General features: G+C 50.3%; 15 protein-coding genes. All 15 read left to right on the plus strand.

Translation table 11 applies throughout. The annotated features are described in order from the left end of the window. Nucleotides 1-29 precede the first annotated feature (29 nt). The 15 genes from mraZ to ACN0YN_RS24105 all read left to right on the plus strand — a co-directional run bounded on the left by mraZ (nt 30) and on the right by ACN0YN_RS24105 (nt 17,583). A complete protein-coding gene (gene mraZ / locus ACN0YN_RS24035) occupies nt 30-533 on the plus strand; it encodes a division/cell wall cluster transcriptional repressor MraZ (protein WP_417387575.1) in 504 nt (167 codons plus the stop codon). 603 nt (nt 534-1,136) lie between these two features. Continuing rightward, the gene (gene rsmH / locus ACN0YN_RS24040; protein WP_417387576.1) at nt 1,137-2,057 is read left to right on the plus strand and encodes a 16S rRNA (cytosine(1402)-N(4))-methyltransferase RsmH; all 921 of its coding nucleotides are present in this window, start codon (nt 1,137-1,139) and stop codon (nt 2,055-2,057) included. Nucleotides 2,058-2,147: 90 nt separating this feature from the next. After that, nucleotides 2,148-4,028, plus strand: coding sequence for a LysM peptidoglycan-binding domain-containing protein (locus ACN0YN_RS24045; RefSeq protein ID WP_417387577.1), 1,881 nt, complete (start codon nt 2,148-2,150; stop codon nt 4,026-4,028). A gap of 187 nt (nt 4,029-4,215) precedes the next feature. Continuing rightward, nucleotides 4,216-4,530 carry a hypothetical protein gene (locus ACN0YN_RS24050; RefSeq protein ID WP_417387578.1) on the plus strand — a complete coding sequence of 105 codons (315 nt, stop codon included), beginning with the start codon at nt 4,216-4,218 and terminating at the stop codon, nt 4,528-4,530. 61 nt (nt 4,531-4,591) lie between these two features. Next, nucleotides 4,592-6,376: a peptidoglycan D,D-transpeptidase FtsI family protein gene (locus ACN0YN_RS24055; RefSeq protein ID WP_417387579.1), complete on the plus strand. Its 1,785-nt coding sequence runs from the start codon at nt 4,592-4,594 to the stop codon at nt 6,374-6,376. Nucleotides 6,377-6,710: 334 nt separating this feature from the next. After that, nucleotides 6,711-9,314, plus strand: coding sequence for a tetratricopeptide repeat protein (locus tag ACN0YN_RS24060; protein WP_417387580.1), 2,604 nt, complete (start codon nt 6,711-6,713; stop codon nt 9,312-9,314). Nucleotides 9,315-9,380: 66 nt separating this feature from the next. Then, entirely contained in the window at nt 9,381-9,833 is a 453-nt protein-coding gene (locus ACN0YN_RS24065; RefSeq protein ID WP_417387581.1) for a hypothetical protein, read from the plus strand. 61 nt (nt 9,834-9,894) lie between these two features. After that, a complete protein-coding gene (locus tag ACN0YN_RS24070; RefSeq protein WP_417387582.1) occupies nt 9,895-11,343 on the plus strand; it encodes a sigma-54-dependent transcriptional regulator in 1,449 nt (482 codons plus the stop codon). Between the two features lie 37 nt (nt 11,344-11,380). Further along, the gene (locus ACN0YN_RS24075; protein ID WP_417387583.1) at nt 11,381-11,845 is read left to right on the plus strand and encodes a flagellar basal body rod protein FlgB; all 465 of its coding nucleotides are present in this window, start codon (nt 11,381-11,383) and stop codon (nt 11,843-11,845) included. A gap of 51 nt (nt 11,846-11,896) precedes the next feature. Then, nucleotides 11,897-12,310, plus strand: coding sequence for a flagellar basal body rod protein FlgC (flgC, locus tag ACN0YN_RS24080; protein ID WP_417387584.1), 414 nt, complete (start codon nt 11,897-11,899; stop codon nt 12,308-12,310). A gap of 53 nt (nt 12,311-12,363) precedes the next feature. Continuing rightward, nucleotides 12,364-12,678, plus strand: a complete 315-nt coding sequence (gene fliE, locus ACN0YN_RS24085) for a flagellar hook-basal body complex protein FliE (protein WP_417387585.1) — start codon at nt 12,364-12,366, stop codon at nt 12,676-12,678. 64 nt (nt 12,679-12,742) lie between these two features. Further along, entirely contained in the window at nt 12,743-14,359 is a 1,617-nt protein-coding gene (locus ACN0YN_RS24090) for a hypothetical protein (protein WP_417387586.1), read from the plus strand. A 50-nt stretch (nt 14,360-14,409) separates the two neighbouring features. Then, entirely contained in the window at nt 14,410-15,405 is a 996-nt protein-coding gene (gene fliG / locus ACN0YN_RS24095; RefSeq protein WP_417387587.1) for a flagellar motor switch protein FliG, read from the plus strand. A 72-nt stretch (nt 15,406-15,477) separates the two neighbouring features. Then, nucleotides 15,478-16,197 (plus strand): FliH/SctL family protein, encoded by a 720-nt coding sequence (locus ACN0YN_RS24100; RefSeq protein ID WP_417387588.1) that lies wholly within the window; start codon nt 15,478-15,480, stop codon nt 16,195-16,197. Between the two features lie 9 nt (nt 16,198-16,206). Next, nucleotides 16,207-17,583 (plus strand): FliI/YscN family ATPase, encoded by a 1,377-nt coding sequence (locus tag ACN0YN_RS24105; RefSeq protein WP_417387589.1) that lies wholly within the window; start codon nt 16,207-16,209, stop codon nt 17,581-17,583. Nucleotides 17,584-17,650: the final 67 nt, after the last annotated feature.

The following is a 17,650-nucleotide window of genomic DNA, read 5'->3' on the forward strand; positions in this document are numbered from 1 at the left end:
TTCAATCATGCTTGACGATTCGATTTTGGGTGGTAAATTCTCACTCTGTGGTGATTGGTGGTGATGAGTGGGGACCAATGGCGTTAACGGGAACTTTCAATAAGATTCTGGATAGTAAACGTCGATTGGCGATTCCCAAACGTCTCAAGGAAGAGCTCGTTGAGGAAAAGAATTCCCAGATTTATATCGCTCCAGGCACCGCGTCCGTATTGTTGGTTTACTCAGAAAAGGGATTTGAACAGCAGGCACAACGATTAGCGGACTTTTCCAGAAATGGTCCAGAAGCTGCCCGATATCTGCGTCTGTATTATGCCAGAGCAGAGAAAGTGGAAGTTGATTCTCAGGGACGGGTTTGTATTCCTGAGCGTTTAGCAGAACTGGCCAGTCTGGAACCAAAACAGGAAGTGGTTCTGATTGGAGTTCAGGACCATGCGGAAATCTGGAGTGCGGAACGATGGAATACCTATCTTAATGATCATGGACCAAATTTTGATGAAATGGCCTCTCAGGCCTTTGGTCAAATGCCCTGGTAACCTTTGAGGGAATGTGGAACATTTCAGCAGACTTCACCAGGTGGTTAATACAATTCGAATCAAAGTATTGTTCAAGGAGGACAAATCGGAACTCTTCCGCTGGCTACCGGGCTTTGCGGATTGAAGGTGAAATGGATGTCACCTGTGTGTGCTCATGATATTGGGTTGGGCCACCGGTCGTTCGTCTCCGAGGACAGGTAGAATGGATGCTGCTTGAGACGGATGGCTTCAGGGTTCCCTCCTTGAACAGGAGAAGCGTGTGCTGAAACAGAGTTGAGTTTTCTCCTCTGGCGTCGTTCTCCCGGACTCAAAGTGCTTTCAATCGGTTTTAAATCAGTCACTTACAGCTATTAAATTCCGATTTCCAAAAATCTTTAACTGATCTTGCCAAAAAAACAGGTTTTTTCTAAACTTCCTGCGCTTGAGGATCGGATTTGTTCTAAAGTCCACGAATCAGGTCAATCATCTCTCTGAGTTTCACTTCTCAAGTCTCTACCCCTCCCGAAAAAATCAATTCGTTTTTTTAATGGTTCTGATGGCATCATGCTGTCGGAGTCAGTTAACCAGTCTATTGTTCCATTATTTAGAATCGTTTTCAGTTACATGTCAGGTAAGCCCGGTGATCAGAAAAGGCCTGTCCACTTACCGGTCCTGTTACGTGAAGTAATAACACAACTCGATTTGTCTCCCGGGCTGATTGTCGTTGATGGCACAGTCGGTGCAGGTGGTCATAGTGAGCATATACTGCAAAAAATTAATAATGAGGGGACCTTAATCGGTCTGGATCGCGACGACATGATGCTGGGTTTTGCCACGCAAAAATTAAAACCGGAGTCACTGCCTGCAGGTCGATGTTACCTGCGACAGAGCAGTTACGCAGAGCTACCCGCTGTAATGGAAGAGTTACAGATCGAGACTGTGGATCGTGTGCTGCTGGACCTGGGGTTATCTTCCGATCAGCTGGGAGATGACGAACGGGGATTCGGTTTTGAATCGGCGGGTGAACTGGATCTGCGTTTTGATACGCGGACCGGAGTTCCTGCCTGGCAGTTGCTGGAAAGCCTTTCAGAATCAGAGTTATGCGAGATTCTGGAAGTGTATGGCGAGGAACGTTTCAGCCAGCGGATTGCCAGTCAGATTGTGAAACAGAGGAAAGCCGTTCCTGTCAGGACGGCCGCTGATTTAATCAAAGTCGTGCAGCAGGCGATTCCCGGCAAAGCGCTGGCAGCTGCCCGAAAAAATCCGGCTACGCGGGTCTTTCAGGCATTGCGTATTGCGGCAAATCAGGAACTGGAACAACTGGAAACCATGCTGGAGACCGTGTTGCCGCAGGTACTCAGGCCCGGAGGGAGAGCTGCGATTATCAGCTTTCATTCTCTGGAAGACCGTATGGTCAAGCAGGCATTTAAAAACCAGAAGGTCTGGAAAAATCTGACTGCCAAGCCGATCGTGGCGACGCAGGCGGAACAGAGAGTCAATCCACGGTGCCGCACAGCCAAGCTGCGTGTCGCTGTGAAAACATAAATGTGAGTATTAATCAGAACAGGGAGACAGGCAGTTTTCTGTTTGTCTGAATAAGACTTATTTCGTTTAGACGAGAAATGGTTCAGAGCCATGACTGAAGAAAAAAAAGCAGAACAGACCACCGAAGAAGACTGGGGAATCGAAAAACCCAAGTCGGGTATCGCCATTGAAACCAAAGTAGGACTCTGTCTGATCTGTATCCTGCTCAGTGCCTTTGGTCTGGTTGTTTATCAGAAAATCAATCGTCCGCAGGAGTCTGTTGCCATTAATGGTCCTGAGGAAGAAGTTCTGGATAAAGAAACATCCGGCAAAGAGGATCCTTTCGCTCCTGGCAGCGAGAATAGTGAATCAACGGGGCTGGTCGCCGATCAGTCCAATGATTTTAATCCTCCGGCTGAAACAGCAGGCTTTTCGACTCCTACCGAGCAGTCAGCGGAAGAGAACCCGTTTGCGACGGAGCAAACTGCATCAACGGGCACAAATCAGTTCGATCATAATTCCTTCAATTCACAGAGTGAGCCTGCGCAACCTGTGGAAATGGCAGCCACTCAGGCGGACAACGGATTTGAACAGTTTGATCGTCCGGCACAACCAGCGAATGAGTTTTCGAATCCTGCCGCGAATGAATTTCAGGGAGGAATGCAGAATCAGTCAGAACCAGCGGCCTTTGATAAACCACAAAAAGATCCCTTTGGCGAGTCGGACCAGTTTGCGCAGCAACCAGCGGCAACACCACCAGCAAACGAATTTGGAAATGAATTTGGTAACGAACCAGCGTCCGGTTTTTCTCAACCGGCTGCAGGTGATTCGTCAGGATTGATGGAACAGCCTGCCGCAAATGAATTTGCTCCTGCCGCGGAAATGAAATCTGACACCGTTCAGGTTGAGGAAGATCCCTTTGGAGCAGAACCACAGCCGGCTCAGTCGATGCAGCCTCAACAGCCTGCTGCCAGTGAGTTTGACGACTTCGGTCTGGCGGAACAGAAAAATTCTGTCCCGGTTCAGAAATTTGATCGCATGCCTGAGAAAACTGCCAAAGTCAATATCACGGAGATTTCCAATTCAAAGGGCTTCGATGAATTTAGTGATTCCGGTTTTGCCCAGGAACAGCCTCAGGCTCCCGCAGCAGCAGCGGAGAATTCATTTGAGCCAGCCAATTCCGCCATGTCTAATCAGGAGTTTGAACGCCCTGCGGTCTCGGAATTCAGTGATACAGAAGTTGCGCAGAGTGAAGAGCGTTTTGGTGAGTTTCGCGCGGAAGAGTTTTCAGCACAACAGGCGGAAAGTGTGACGACCGTGAAGCGGCCTGCTGCTGCCATTGATTCGAACACCTTCCGTGCAGACGAAATGACCGCAGAAAATCAGCCAGAGGCACAGGGACTGTTTGATGGTCCTGCTCCTGTCAAGGAAGTTTCCACCGAAGAGTTTGGAGCCTTCCAGGAAGAATCGTTCAGTCAGCAGACGGCAACCGCAGTGGGCGGGGAGTATGTCGTGCAGAATGGTGAGAATTTCTGGACGATCTCCAAAAAGCTTTATGGGACCGGTCGTTATTTTCAACTGCTGGCGCAGATCAACAAGAGCCGCGTAAGTGATCCTCGGAAAATGAAACCCGGTTTGAAACTGATTGCCCCCGATCAGGCAGCGATTGAAGCCCGATACCAGGCCAGCCATAAGGTGCCTCAAACTACTGTCAGTGAATTTGCCGGGAGTACAACTGTCCGCAAGCCAGGTAAGCCAGCCGGATTCTTTATCAGCACCGATGGACGTCCCATGTATCGTGTGGGCAGCAATGACACGCTGACTGATATTTCACAGAAGCATCTGGGGCGCTCTTCCCGCTGGTATCAGATTTATCAGATTAACCGGCAGAGACTGCAAAACCCGAACAAGCTTCAAATTGGAACAGAATTGCAGCTGCCTTATGATGCCAGCCGAGTCAGTCTTGTTCCTGGTGACTCATCCAGCCGATAGTGAATACAGGCGCAATGGTGCGTCCTGTTTCATTATCAACTTAGCCGGCGGCGAACTTTCCAATAGACTGTGTCCCGTTTTACTGCAGCGTCTCCAGGTCCATATGGACCGGGAAGACTGGATTGCCAGACGCTCTGGTGAAATGTGAACCGCTCTGGCGTTCTCGCTGGTGAGGAAGGTCGGTTGGATGTTATTCCGTTTCAGTAGTGCAATCTTACTGGCGGTTGCCGTCTCTCTGATTGGAATTGCACTGGAAAAAGAGAGCCTGAAGCTGAAACGACTGGTCAGTCGGCAGCATTATCAGCTGGATGTTCTGGTGAATGCTCATGCCAAGATGAAGCTGGCAACGCAACGCGCGGGTTCTCCCCGTCAGGTATTGAATTCGATCGAACGCGGTGAACTGGATGTCGAATCGAATCAGCAGCCTGCGCTCAGCAATCGTCGCGAGATGCCTTTGCTGCAATGGCATTTGAATCCCCAGAAGAACCAGGCAGAGAAATAATGCTGGGTTCTGCCTGTCAGGTGAGGTTCAGTAGAGACCATATCTCCGGGAGAAGCAACTCTTGAAATTCGTACCATCGAATCTGCGAAACAGCTGGCGTACCTGGAGCCTGGTTTTGATTGTGGTACTGGCCTGGCTGGTAATCTCGGGGCGTCTGATCTACCTGCAGTACATCGGGCATCGTCAGTTTGCCCGGGTTGTGGCACGACAGCAGGTCTATAAAGAAAAAATACCCGCCCGACCGGGGGATATTCTCGACCGGAATGGTCGACTGCTGGCAACCACGATTGTCAGCAACAGTCTGTATGTCGTTCCCCAGAGGCTGGGAGAGCAGAAGCAGATCGGTCGAATCTGTGAGATTCTGCAGCTCGATCAGACTGCCTTCCGGAAGCGGTTGCACGAAAACCAGGACAAACTCTTCCTGTGGGTGAAACGCCGCCTTTCTGATCAGGAACTGTCCGGAATCCGGGCATTAAATCTTTCCGATGACGCCTGGGGATTTCGACAGGAATACCGCAGGCAGTATCCACAGGGCGCATTAGCGGCGCACGCGCTGGGACTGCGGGACATTGATGGAAAGGGTCAGGGGGGGCTGGAAGAAGCGTTCGATCATTTGATCTGCGGGCAGGATGGATATCGTTTTCTGATCCGCGATGCGCATGGTCGCGTGATTGAAGTTCGCAATGACTCGCGAGTCGCTGCAAGAAACGGCGAAACGCTGGTAGTGACTCTGGATTCCATCATTCAGCTCTACACGGAGCGGCAACTGCAGTCGATTGTCGAAGAATGGAAGCCTAAAAGCGCCTGTGCGATCGTGATGGATGTCAAAACCTGTGAAGTCCTGGCGATGGCATCGGTGCCGACATTCGATTTGAATCATCCGGAAGGGATTAATGAATCCGCCTGGAAAAATACCGCCATTGCATCGATCTATGAACCTGGTTCCACACTCAAGCCGTTTATCGTTGCCGCGGCACTCGAAAAGGGATTGATTCAAACTGACGCAGAGTTTGATTGCGAGAATGGCGAATACCGCATGGGAAAGCGACTGTTGCACGACCACCACAGTTATGGGATGTTGAGTGTGACTGATGTCCTGGTGAAGTCGAGCAATATCGGCATGGCAAAAATTGGCGAGAAGCTGACGAATCCCGGACTGTATGAAGCAGTGACGGCCTTCGGCTTCGGGCAGAAAACCGGTATCCAACTGCCCGGTGAACTGGGGGGGATTGTCAGGCCTTTAAAAGACTGGAATATCTATTCGACAGGTTCCGTGCCGATGGGACAGGAAATTGCCGTCACTCCGGTCCAGCTGATTACCGGGCATGTGGCTCTGGCAAATCAGGGGAAGTTGTTGAATCCACGATTGATCCGCGATCAGATCGACCACAATTACTTTCCCCGTTCTGAAGAAGAGTCAGCCCAGGTGCGTCCGCTGGTTTCGACACCCATTGTTTCTCCTGAAGTGGCTGACTGGCTGGTTCAGGTCCCCATGGTAGAGACGGTCAAACGAGGGACGGGGCGAAAAGCCCAGCTTGAAGAGTATGTGGTGTTTGGGAAGACCGGAACCGCCCAGAAACCCGATCCGAAAACGGGCAAGTATTCCTCCGAGCTCCATGTCAGTTCCTTCATTTGTGGTGCCCCGGCGCATGATCCCCGTGTGCTCGTGCTGGTTGTGGTGAATGAGCCTTCCGTGGGAGAGAACCATTATGGGGGAACCATTGCCGGTCCACCTGCTGCAGAAATCCTGAAGCAGACATTAATGTATCAACGGGTTCCCTTTGATCATTCCAGTCAGATGCCTCCGGAACGGACGGCGCAACGATTTCGAAATGCACTTCGCTGAGTTGTTCAGTTTACCTGTTTTGTGATTTGCGGCATGCAGGAGCAGTGCTTCTCTCTGCTGACTGGGGCAGACTTGAATCAATATTGACAAAAATTCGCTTTTTTTTGTATTAATGCTCAAGTTTTACCTCTCTCCTATTCAATTCCTGAACAATTACGACACTCTCACATCGCATTCTGCGAAACGGGTTTCTTCCCATCGCGGAATACAACAAGTCAACCCAGCAATTCTGCTGATCACTCCTGTTTTCCATTCCAGAAATTACCTGCTGATTACAAATCAGGTTTCGAATCCTTGATGGGGACGAGCCGATTTTGTCACAGGCAGCTCAGTCATGGCCAAAGAAACAAGCGCACAACCAGAATCAGATGAGTCAGCGAACGTAGCCGTTCAAGATCCACCTGAAAAATCGTCGGGAGACGCAGAGGTCGAATCTGCTGTTTCCGATTCGATTGGGTTGCGCGAACGTTTAACTGGTTTTGTCAAATCGCGTTGGAAAATCCTGGCGGGTGTTGTGCCGGTGCTTTTGTTGTTGGGAGGATACCTGTTCTCGCTCTCTGGGGAACCGGAAAAGACTCCCGGGGAAACACTGGCTGAGGCACTGCTGATCCTGGAATCCGCGACGGATATCAAAAAACGAAACGAAGTGCTTGAACTGGCTTATGCGTTAAAAAAACAGGAATATATGGATCCGGATTTTCCCGGAGCATTGTACTTCATCTTCGGAATTGTGGCTTTTCGGAATGCGGAAGAGTTGTCGGGCGAAGCTCAGGATCACCAGTACCTGATCGCCAGTCGTTATCTGAAAGAGGCAGAACGCAGGGCCGTTGATCACGAGCATCGTCCGGAGTGGTCCTATGCACTGGGCACAAGTCTCTACATGACGGGCTCCATTCAGAAGTCACGCCCCCTGCTGGAAGAAGCGGTCAAGACGTTTGCGGAAGGTCAGCTCAATGCTTCGATGTCGCTGACGGATATTTATCTCGATCATAAAGAGGCGTCTGAGTTAAAGCAGGCATTCGATTTGAATTCTCAATGTCTGCAGTTGAAAGATCTGGATCAGGAAGCGCAGGATCGATTGTATTTACAGCGTGCCCAGATTTTTCTGGCGCAAGGCAAGACTAACCTGGCACAGGAGGTTCTGGACCAGGTCAAGCAGCAGGAATCTGTGAATCAGGTGACGGTGGTGTTTCAGGCACAGACCCTGATGGCAGAAGGAAACTACCAGGAAGCATTAACGATTCTGGCGCCGGTGAAGGACAATCTGGGGTTGGAACGCAAGTTTTCACGACAGGCGTCCTATCTGATGGGAGTCTGTGCAGAGTCGCTTGGTAATGCAGATGGAGCCATTGATTTTTTCGAGCAGACAACACACCGATATGCAGGAACACAGGAAGGGCTGGCTGCGTTTCTGCATCTGGCCGAACTGTTGCGAAAAAATGGACGTACCGAAGAAGCTTTGATCGCCTATCGGACGGCTCTCAAATCAATCACAAGTCCGGACGAATTTCGTAATCGCTGGATCAGTCTGCAGGGCGTGAGGACTTATGTTCTGAATGCCTGGAACGACTGGGTTGACGAAGAGCGGATCAAAAATGATGTAACCTACTTCAATGCGGCAATTCAGCTGTCTGATTATCTGCCTCCGCTGTTGCCGGAAGTTCAGGCGAAGGAACTGGCTGCGAATGCCAATCGTCGCTGGGCGGAATATCTGCAACGCCGCTATGAAGAATCAACCTTTACGGAACAGGAGTCGCTCAGAAGCGAATTGAATGAGCACTGGAAACAGAGTGGACGGGCCTACTTTGAACTCGCCCGCCGATTGACGACTTCTGATCGTTATGCAGATATCCTTGCTATCTCTGCCAATCATTTTCAGAAAGGTCTGGACTTCGAGACCGCACTGAAAGTGGTCACACGGTTCATCAATACGAATCCGGATAAGCAGATGCCACAGGCCTTGGTTCAGCGAGGCGAAATTTTACTGGAGCTGGATCGGCTCGATGAAGCGATTAACCACTTCGAACGGGTGATGACAAATTACCCGACTGACGTCTCTGCCTTTGAAGCGCAGTATCTACTGGGAATTGCTTTTCTGGAAAAAAATGAACTTGATCAGGCTCAAACTGTCTGGAAAGAAATTCTGGAGTCGAGCAAATTGAACCCCAAGGCAAAGCAGTGGGGAGATGCATTGTTTTCACTGGGGAAGCTGAATTTTCACCAGGGCAAGATTGTCGAGGCGGAAACGCAGAGCGAGACGGCAAAGGAGACAGCAGCAGATCAGATTCCCGTTTCCAGCCAGAATCGTTTCTATGAAGAGGCAACACGACGTTTGACCGAATATGTCAACCGCTATCCTGAGTCAGACAAAATTTCAGAAGCGCGTTATCTGCTGGCACGGTCGTTACAGAATCTGTCAGAACAGCCACTCAGGGAGATGAAGGAAGCCCGGACAGAAAACGCCCGACAGGAATTAAAACGTAAGCAGTTTGGCTATTTGAACCAGGCTCTGGCACAGCTTCAATTTCTGAATCGGGATTTGCGTCAACTGGAAAGCCGAGACCGGCTCGATGCTCTGGGCAAGCAGTTACTGAAGTCGAGCTGCTTCGGGAAAGCTCATATTTTGTATCTGACCGAAGAGTATGCCGACGCAATCAAATCGTACCATGATGCCGTAAACCGGTATCCGCAATGTACGGAAGTGTTGATTGCGTATATGAAAATGTCCGGCTGCTACGAAGCACTCGGTAAAAAAAATGAAGCCAAAAGTATGCTGGAACAAGCCAAGATAATTTTGAAACAGATGCCTGACAGTGTATTCGAGTCCGGGGGAACAAACCTGGGACGCGAAGAATGGAATCGCTGGCTGGACTGGTCGCGCGAGTTTCGCGATTCCGACAGTCGAACCAGTGCTCTGCCGGCAGTGAATGGTGCCTGAAACAGAAAATGACCTGAGGACGAAATCTGTTCCTCATTATGAAACCTGAAGAATGAAGTAGTTGATATGACTTCGACAAACACGATTGATTATCCCAAACTGTTTGCAGTACGCCTGGAGTACTCCCGGGCCCTGTTGACGCTGTCACTTCAACAGCAGGAACTGATCAATGAAGATGATTATTCCAGTCTGCTGGACGTGTTGGGAAAGAAACAGAGACTGCTGGGCCAGCTGGATCAATATACGAAACAGTTACCCCGGCTCTGGGAGCAGTGGCAGCAGGATCGGGACCAGTTACCAGCCGAGCAACGTGCCACCTGTGAGCAGATATTGAATGATTCCGAAGCAGTGCTGGCACAGCTATTGAAGAATGAGGATAGCAGTACACAGTCCATGGTCGTTCGACGGGATCGGACGAAGCAGCAGATCCAGTCGTTAAATCAGGGAGGAAAAGTCGGGGAAGCCTATCGCGACAGCCTGGCACCTGCGACGCATCGGCACCTGAATATAGATCAATAAAAGTTTTAGATTACTGATAAAGAAGAGAAGTATTCCCTTTGTTTAAAGCGGGTTTTAAATAATGAATCATAGTTTGTTACACAGCTCAACATCACGCGGTCTGATTCAGATTGTTTCTGAAGACCGCATCCGCAGACTGGAAGTCTGCACGCAGTTCTCGAACCTGGGATATACGGTCATTCCTTTGACGGAAATGACGTTCACTCCCACATCGCAACGTCCGGACGCCGATATCTGTGTGCTCCTGGATCAGCGGTCGATTACGGAGTTTACGTTCGCTGTCGAATCGGTAGCCGAGCAGAGTCTGATCCCGGTATTGTATTATCCGATGATGACTCATGAGGTTCAGCAGGCCTGTCTGAAGCCTTCACGAACTGCATCGCATGAAACAATGGTGCCGTTTGCGGAACTGCGTTCGAACGATTCGCTGGATCACATCAGTCGTCTGCTGGATTCTGCGATTAAATACTCCCGGCTGTCACGTGAATGTACCGAGTTGATCTCTGAATTGAACCTGCGTTCCAGCCGCCGACTGATCGGTTACAGTCAGGCCATTCAGACATTAAGAGACCGGATTGCCGATCTGGTGCATTTACGAACTCCCGTGCTGGTTCAGGGAGGCATCGGAACGGAACTGTCCGTGGTGGCAGAAATTATTCATGATTCCATGTTCCTGAACTATCATCCGTTGATCAGGGTTAACTGCAGTACCTTGACGATTGAAAATGTCGAACGGGAACTGATCGGTTATTTTTCAAATGAAACAAGCAGTTATTCAGATGAACCCGTCTGGAATCCCGGTCAGCTCGAACAGGCTGCCGGTGGTACTCTGGTTCTGGATCAGGTTCATCTGACATCATTACCCGTTCAGGCGGCTCTATTGAAAATTCTGGAAAGCGGTGAATATCGCTCGCCGGAAGACAGCCAGCAGAAAAAATTAAACTGCCGCGTTATCGCTCTGAGTCATATTTCGCTGCAGGAACTGTCGGCCCAGAATCAGTTCAAACGAAAACTGGCTGGTATTCTGTCTGCGTCGAGTCTGTCGGTTCCGCGTTTGAATGATCGGAAAGAAGATCTCGCGCTGCTGACAGAAAACCTGTTGAGCGAAGTGGCGATCGCGGAAGGTACCGTGCCAAAACTGTTGACACTGGATGGCCTGGAACTGTTGAAGAAACATGACTGGAGCGGAGATATCCAGGAGTTGCGAAATCTGATTCAACACGTGAACCGTGTGGATAATGGTCCGCGACTGGATGCGGCCAGTTTATTGCCGTGGATTGGCTCCGATTCCATTGCTAATGCGGATTCCCTGACCGGGATGACGCTGCGTGAAATGGAGCAGAAGCTGATTGAGAGTACGTTTGCACGTTGCGGAGGGAACCGGGAAAGTACGGCTCAAATGCTGGATATCGGTTTGAGAACGCTTTCCGGCAAACTCAGATCTTATGGGTATCCGCCTCGGGGAGGCCCAGATTCCAAGCGGGCTTTTTCGGTCAGGCGTGCGGCCTGACCGCGGGTTTTCTGTATTTATTCAGGCAGGTGAGATTATGTTAGATCAGGTTTTAAATTCAAAAGCATTACCATTGCTGGAAAAAATGGCGGCGTTCTCTGAACGGCGACAAGATGTTCTGGCAGGTAATATTGCGAACATCGACACCCCCTCATACAAGATGCGCGATCTTCCCGTTCAGGAGTTCCAGCAGGCTTTGCGTGATGCGGTGCAGTTGCAGGAAAACCTGTCTGATCCCGTCTCCCGGCAGTCTCTGGCGATGCCTGTCACTCTGCAGCAGGCGAAATCGGTTGATGCTCAACTGCAGGAGCTGTTTCCACGCAGCCTGTTTCAGGCACGGGAAGCGACTCCTCAGAACCTGACGTTTCAGGATGCCAATAATCGGAGTGTGGAATCGCAAATGATGCAGATGACCAAAAACTCAATGATGCAGCAGTTTGCCGTCGAGGTCATGATGGCGCAGTTGAATCAGTTGTTGACGGTCGTTTCGGAGCGTGCCTGAGGTTCAACCTGAGAGATCAGAACCCATCAGATAATTTGAAAGGAGTAACGGATGTTAAAAGGAATTGATATCAGTACCAGTGCACTGGTCGCCCAGAGGCAACGGATGAACACGATTGCAGGAAATATTGCTGCCGTCAATGTGTCTCACGATCCTGCCAGTGGGGAAGAGCCCTTTTATCGCCGTATCGTCACCTTCCAGGCAGATACGGAAAGTCTGGATCAGAACAGCTCCGGAACCGGGGTAAAATATCATGTTGAAATTGATACAGACACACCGCTGAGAAAAACCTATGATCCCGGTCATCGCCATGCGGATCAGGATGGGAATGTCACCTATCCTAACATTGATCTGGTGACCGAGTTCGTGAATGCTCTGGAGGCAGGACGGGCTTATGAAGCCAATATTTCGGCTCTGGATATCACAAAGGAAATGTTCAATACGTCGCTGCGGATATTGGCATAAACTATAAATATATAAAGATTTAAGAATCATCTGATCTCAGGGAAGGGAACAGTATGACCAGTTCCATCAGTCATATCGGTAATTCATTACTCCCCGGTCTTTCGCCGGCGGGACTCAAGGACGCAGGCGCAGGTTCCCCGGCCGGTGCTCCTTCATTTCAAAATATGATGCTGGAGTCTCTGAACAGCGCCAATCAGTTACAGCTGCAATCCGAGCAGGCGATCCAGGCAGGACTTTTGGGAGACGATATCACTCAGACAGAAGTGTTTTCCTCGATCAAGAAGGCAGATCTGGCTCTGAGAATGATGGTTCAAATGCGAAATAAACTTCTGGAGGCTTACAACGAGATTCAGAAGATGCAAATGTAACGCGCAAGCACGTCAGGCAGTACTTTCACCATTTTGACACGGATTCGTCGATTGGTTCCCCGGTATGGATACGATAAAAAAAATATATCAGCAGTTCTCAAACCTGTTTCAAACAATGACTGGCAGCCAGCGCGCCATTTTGCTGTCCGTCCCTTTGCTGATGATGCTGGCGTTTGGTTTTCTGTTTTTCCGAGACAGCAAGTCGAGTTATGTTTCACTTTCGCTGGGTAAAGATTTTACGACCGAAGAGGTCATCCATGCCGAGGAAGTTCTGCTGCGGGCCGGGCTGACCGATTTCTCGCGAAAGGGACAACGGATTATGGTCCCTCAGAATGAAGTACCCCGCTATAACGCAGCCCTCATTGAAGGGGGCGGGCTTCCGACAGACTGGGCTTCGGAATGGCAGGAGCAGTTTGAAAAATCGAGCATGTTTGTCAGTAAAGACCAGCTGCAAGTCATGCGGGATATTGCACTGGGAAACCAGTTGCGACGGATGATTCGTGCCATCCCGGCCATTGAAGATGCGAGCGTGATGTGGGCACGTTCTAAAAAACGCTTACGCTGGAATAATACCACTCCTGAAGTGACGGCGACCGTGATGGTCAAACCCCGTCCCGGACGGGACCTGACTCCCGTACTGGTAACCAGCCTGAGAGCGGCCGTTTCGACGATGGTCCCCGACCTGACCGCTGATTCGGTCACGGTATTCGATCAATCCACGGGAACTTCTTATACCACGGATGATAAAAACGACGCCTTTGACAGTAAATTCATCAGCTGGGTCAATAAGCACACGAAAAACTACCAGGATAAAATTCTCGATTCACTTTCCTATATTCCGGATGTGATCGTGAATGTGAATGTCGACGTCGAAAATCTGAAACGGTATGTCGAACGCAAGCAGGAAATCAGCACGGACGGCTCAGTGACACTGCAGTCGAAGGAGCAGTCTACCGAACGCAGCCTGACAGAAAAGCCAACCCGGGCCGAACCCGGCGCACGATCCAATCAGCCTAACTCCCTGTCAGTGGCGCGGGGGAACGAAAAAAATGAGAAGGTGACAGAGACGAATAATGAGGCCACCACGGCCCCCTCATTTACCTGGACGGAAAAAGAGTTTGTGGCCGCCATGCCCAGTACGGTGCAGGTTTCTGTTTCGATCCCTGAAGATTATTATGCTGCAGTTGCTCTGAAACGGGGCATCAAAAAAGGGGAAGCAGAAGCGGATCTCGCTGCTTTCAAACAGGCCACCGCTGCGATTCAGACCGAAGTCGAAACCAGTATTCAAAAGCATGTCCAGAAGCTGATTCCTTCGCAGTCTGCAACTGATGCCGTCAGTGTGGCTTCCTATGTACGCGTGGATGCAGAAGTGCCTGAAGTTGCTTTGCCGATCACGGAAAGTGTCGGCGAGTTTGTCAGCCAGTGGGGCAGTACGATCGGTCTGGGTTTATTTGCGATCTGGGCATTATGGATGCTGAATAAGAGTATGCCTCAAATGGAAGAGGTCAATACAGAAGAACTCGATATGCCACAGAAACGGGCAGCCGCTACAGTTCCGGATGAAGAATCGGAAAAACCCAAGAAAGAACCGACACAGCGCGATGAGGTTCAACTGCTGGTTCGTGACAACCCGGAAGTGGCTGCGATGGTATTAAGCAAATGGATCCACTCAAAATCTTAAGACGGATTTGGATTCGAAGTTAGTAAAATTCTTGTTTTGCAGGCTGAAAAATGGATGAACTACAAAAAGCCGCGATCTTGTTACTGAGCCTGGATAAAGCGCTTGCCGCTGAAGTTCTGAGTCTGATGTCCAAAGAGGATGTCGAAAAAGTAACGATGATGATTGCCCGGATGCAGGATGTTTCCAAGGAACAGCAGGCCAGCGTTCTGACGGAATTTACCAACCTGCGCGGCGAACAGACCACAATGGAGCGCGGCGGTCTGGATGCGGTCAACGAACTGCTCGAGCAGTCACTCGGGAAAGAAGGCGCCGGCTCGATTCTGGACAGCATTAACCAGACGATGAATTCCGTGCCGTTCGGGTTCCTGCAGAAATCCGGCGCAAACAACCTGTTGACGTTTATCATTGAAGAACATCCGCAGACGATCGCCATGATCATGTCGCATCTGCCCAGTAATATGGCTGCGGAAGTTCTGGCAGGACTGCCTTCCAATAAGCAGATGGATGTCATCAAACGCATCGCCAACATGGAGCAGACCAGTCCCGAAGTGATCAAGGATGTCGAGAAAAGCCTTGAGCATCGTATGAAAAATACTTTCAGTCAGGGCACGGAGAAAGCAGGGGGAGTCGAACTGGTTGCCGAGATTCTGAACGTGACGGATCGTATGACCAACAAAGGAATCCTGGAAAATATGGATCAGGAAACTCCCGATCTGGCTGATGAAATCCGCCGTCTGATGTTTGTCTTTGACGATCTGGTGAAACTGGACAATAAAGCGATTCAGGCTCTGCTGAAGGAAGTGGATACCAATCAGTGGGCGGTGGCCTTGAAAGGGGCTTCGGAAGAGATCAAGCAGAAAGTGCTTGGCAACCTGTCTCAACGTGCCGCCGACATGCTGCGGGAAGAAATGGAATATCTTGGTCCGATCAAAGTTAGCGACGTGGAAGCCGTTCAGCAGCAGATTGTGGATAGTGTCAGACGTCTGGAAGATGCCGGTGAAATTGAAGTCGCTGCCGGGAATGAGAGCGAACAGTACATTACCTGATGATGGGCATGTCGGGTTGCGTCCTGAAACTTTTATGGAACCAGTCATCACGGGATAGATAAAGTCAAAGATATGGCAGAACTGGAAACAGCAAAATTGTTAAAGGCGGATGCGTTTCGAGCGCTGGGTTCGAAAATCGCCTATAACTTCAATGACATTGAGAAACGCTGTGAAGAGTATATCTTAAACGTGCGCAATCAGACGCGTCAGATGATCATCGATGCGCAGGCAGAAGCAGAACAGATCAAGCAGGAAGCATATCAGGCAGGCAAACAACAGGGGCTGGCAGATGGATCACGCGAGATCGAAGCCCAGGTCCAGTCCCGGTCTGAAACCCTGGCAAATCAGATCGTGGAAGAAAAACTGGGGACCGTTTTTCCCGCGATGCAGGCAGCCGTTGCAGGTTTACAGCAGGAACAGGTTAACTGGAGACAGACGTGGGATACGACTGCCGTCAAAATGTGCCTGGTGATTGCCGAAAAAATGGTCCGGCATGAGATCAAGACTCATCCCGAAACCGTAAAACCAATGATGAGTGAAGCGCTCAAGCTGGCATCAGGAACTCAGCATGTCCGGTTCCAGTTGAATCCGACCGATGTCGTGCATCTGGGAACGAATACACAGAGTTTTATCACTAATCTGACGGGCTGTCAGACCTGTGAAATTATTGAAGATGAATCGATCTCCCCCGGGGGATGCATTATCGAAACACAGCATGGAACAATCGACGCCAGAATCGAAACGCAACTGGATCGCATTTTCCAGGAGCTGATTATCCAGACTCAGGACTAGCCGCATTTCATGTTCGATGTTTCTCAGCAGATAAAACAGATTTTACCCTTTCGCCTGACAGGGAGAGTCACACGCGTGGTTGGGTTGACGGCCTCCGTTTCCGGTTTTCCAGCGCCTTTGGGATCGGTCTGTGCCATTGATCGGGAAAATGGTGCAGCTGTCGAAGCCGAAGTCGTTGGTTTCCAGAATGAAGAAACATTGTTGCTCCCTTATGAAGATCTGGCGGGAATCCGGCGTGGAGACCGTGTCAGTCTGATTCAATCCGTACCTGCCGTGGCAGTGGGGCAGGGGATTCTGGGAAGAGTACTGGATGGACGCGGCCGTTGTATTGACGGTAAAAACCAGGCGATGCTTTCGCATCGTGCGAATCTGAAAGCCAAACCGATTTCTCCCCTCAATCGTCCTCGTATCGATTCCCCCCTGAGTACCGGCATCCGCACGATCGACGGACTGCTGACGTGTGGCAAAGGTCAGCGACTCGGTATTTTTGCCGGGAGCGGTGTTGGAAAAAGTACCCTGATGGGGCAAATGGCGCGTCAGAGTTCTGCTGACGTGAATGTCGTTTGCCTGGTGGGGGAACGGGGCCGTGAAGTACGCGAGTTTCTGGATCGTGATTTAGGACCGGAAGGGCTGGAACGCAGTGTGGTGATTGTGGCTACCAGTGATGAACCTGCGTTGATTCGTTTGCGGGCAGCTCATCTGGCGACCGCGGTTTCGGAATTCTTTCGTGACTGTGGTAATGATGTGCTGCTGATGATGGACAGCGTGACCCGTTATGCTCTGGCGCAGCGGGAAATTGGTCTGGCAGCAGGAGAGCCTCCGGCCACGCGAGGTTATCCCCCCAGCGTATTTTCCCTCCTGCCTAAGCTGCTTGAACGGAGTGGCCGGACTGAATCTGGCAGTATCACCGGGTTCTATACGGTTCTGGTTGAAGCCGATGATGCGAACGAGCCGATTTCTGATACGGTGCGGGGAATTCTGGACGGGCATATCATGCTTTCACGAAAACTGGCACATGAATCACACTGGCCTGCCATTGATGTGCTGCATAGCATCAGCCGTTCGATGAATGATATTACATCGGTCGAACACCAGCAGGCTGTGGCTCAGATCAAGAAACTGATGGCCGCCTATCAGCAGTCAGAAGATCTGATTTCCATTGGCGCTTATCAGGCGGGTTCCAATCCGGAAGTCGATCTGGCGATTAAAATGAGGCCTCTCTGGAATGAATATCTGAAGCAGGGAAATACCGAAAACTCAGACTTTCATGCCGCTTCCCAGGGTCTCGCAAATCTGATTGCCAGGATGCAGCAACTCAAACCCATGAACAGTGCGGAAGCAGGTAAGATCGCTGCAGCAGACCAGGCAGCAGAAGCGGCCCGCTGATAAAATATTATAAGATGCAATCAAACGTTTTAATCCTGTGTGAACCTGAGTGAGATGAAAAAATTTC

It is taken from the genome of Gimesia sp. (assembly GCF_048260065.1).
GTDB lineage: Bacteria > Planctomycetota > Planctomycetia > Planctomycetales > Planctomycetaceae > Gimesia.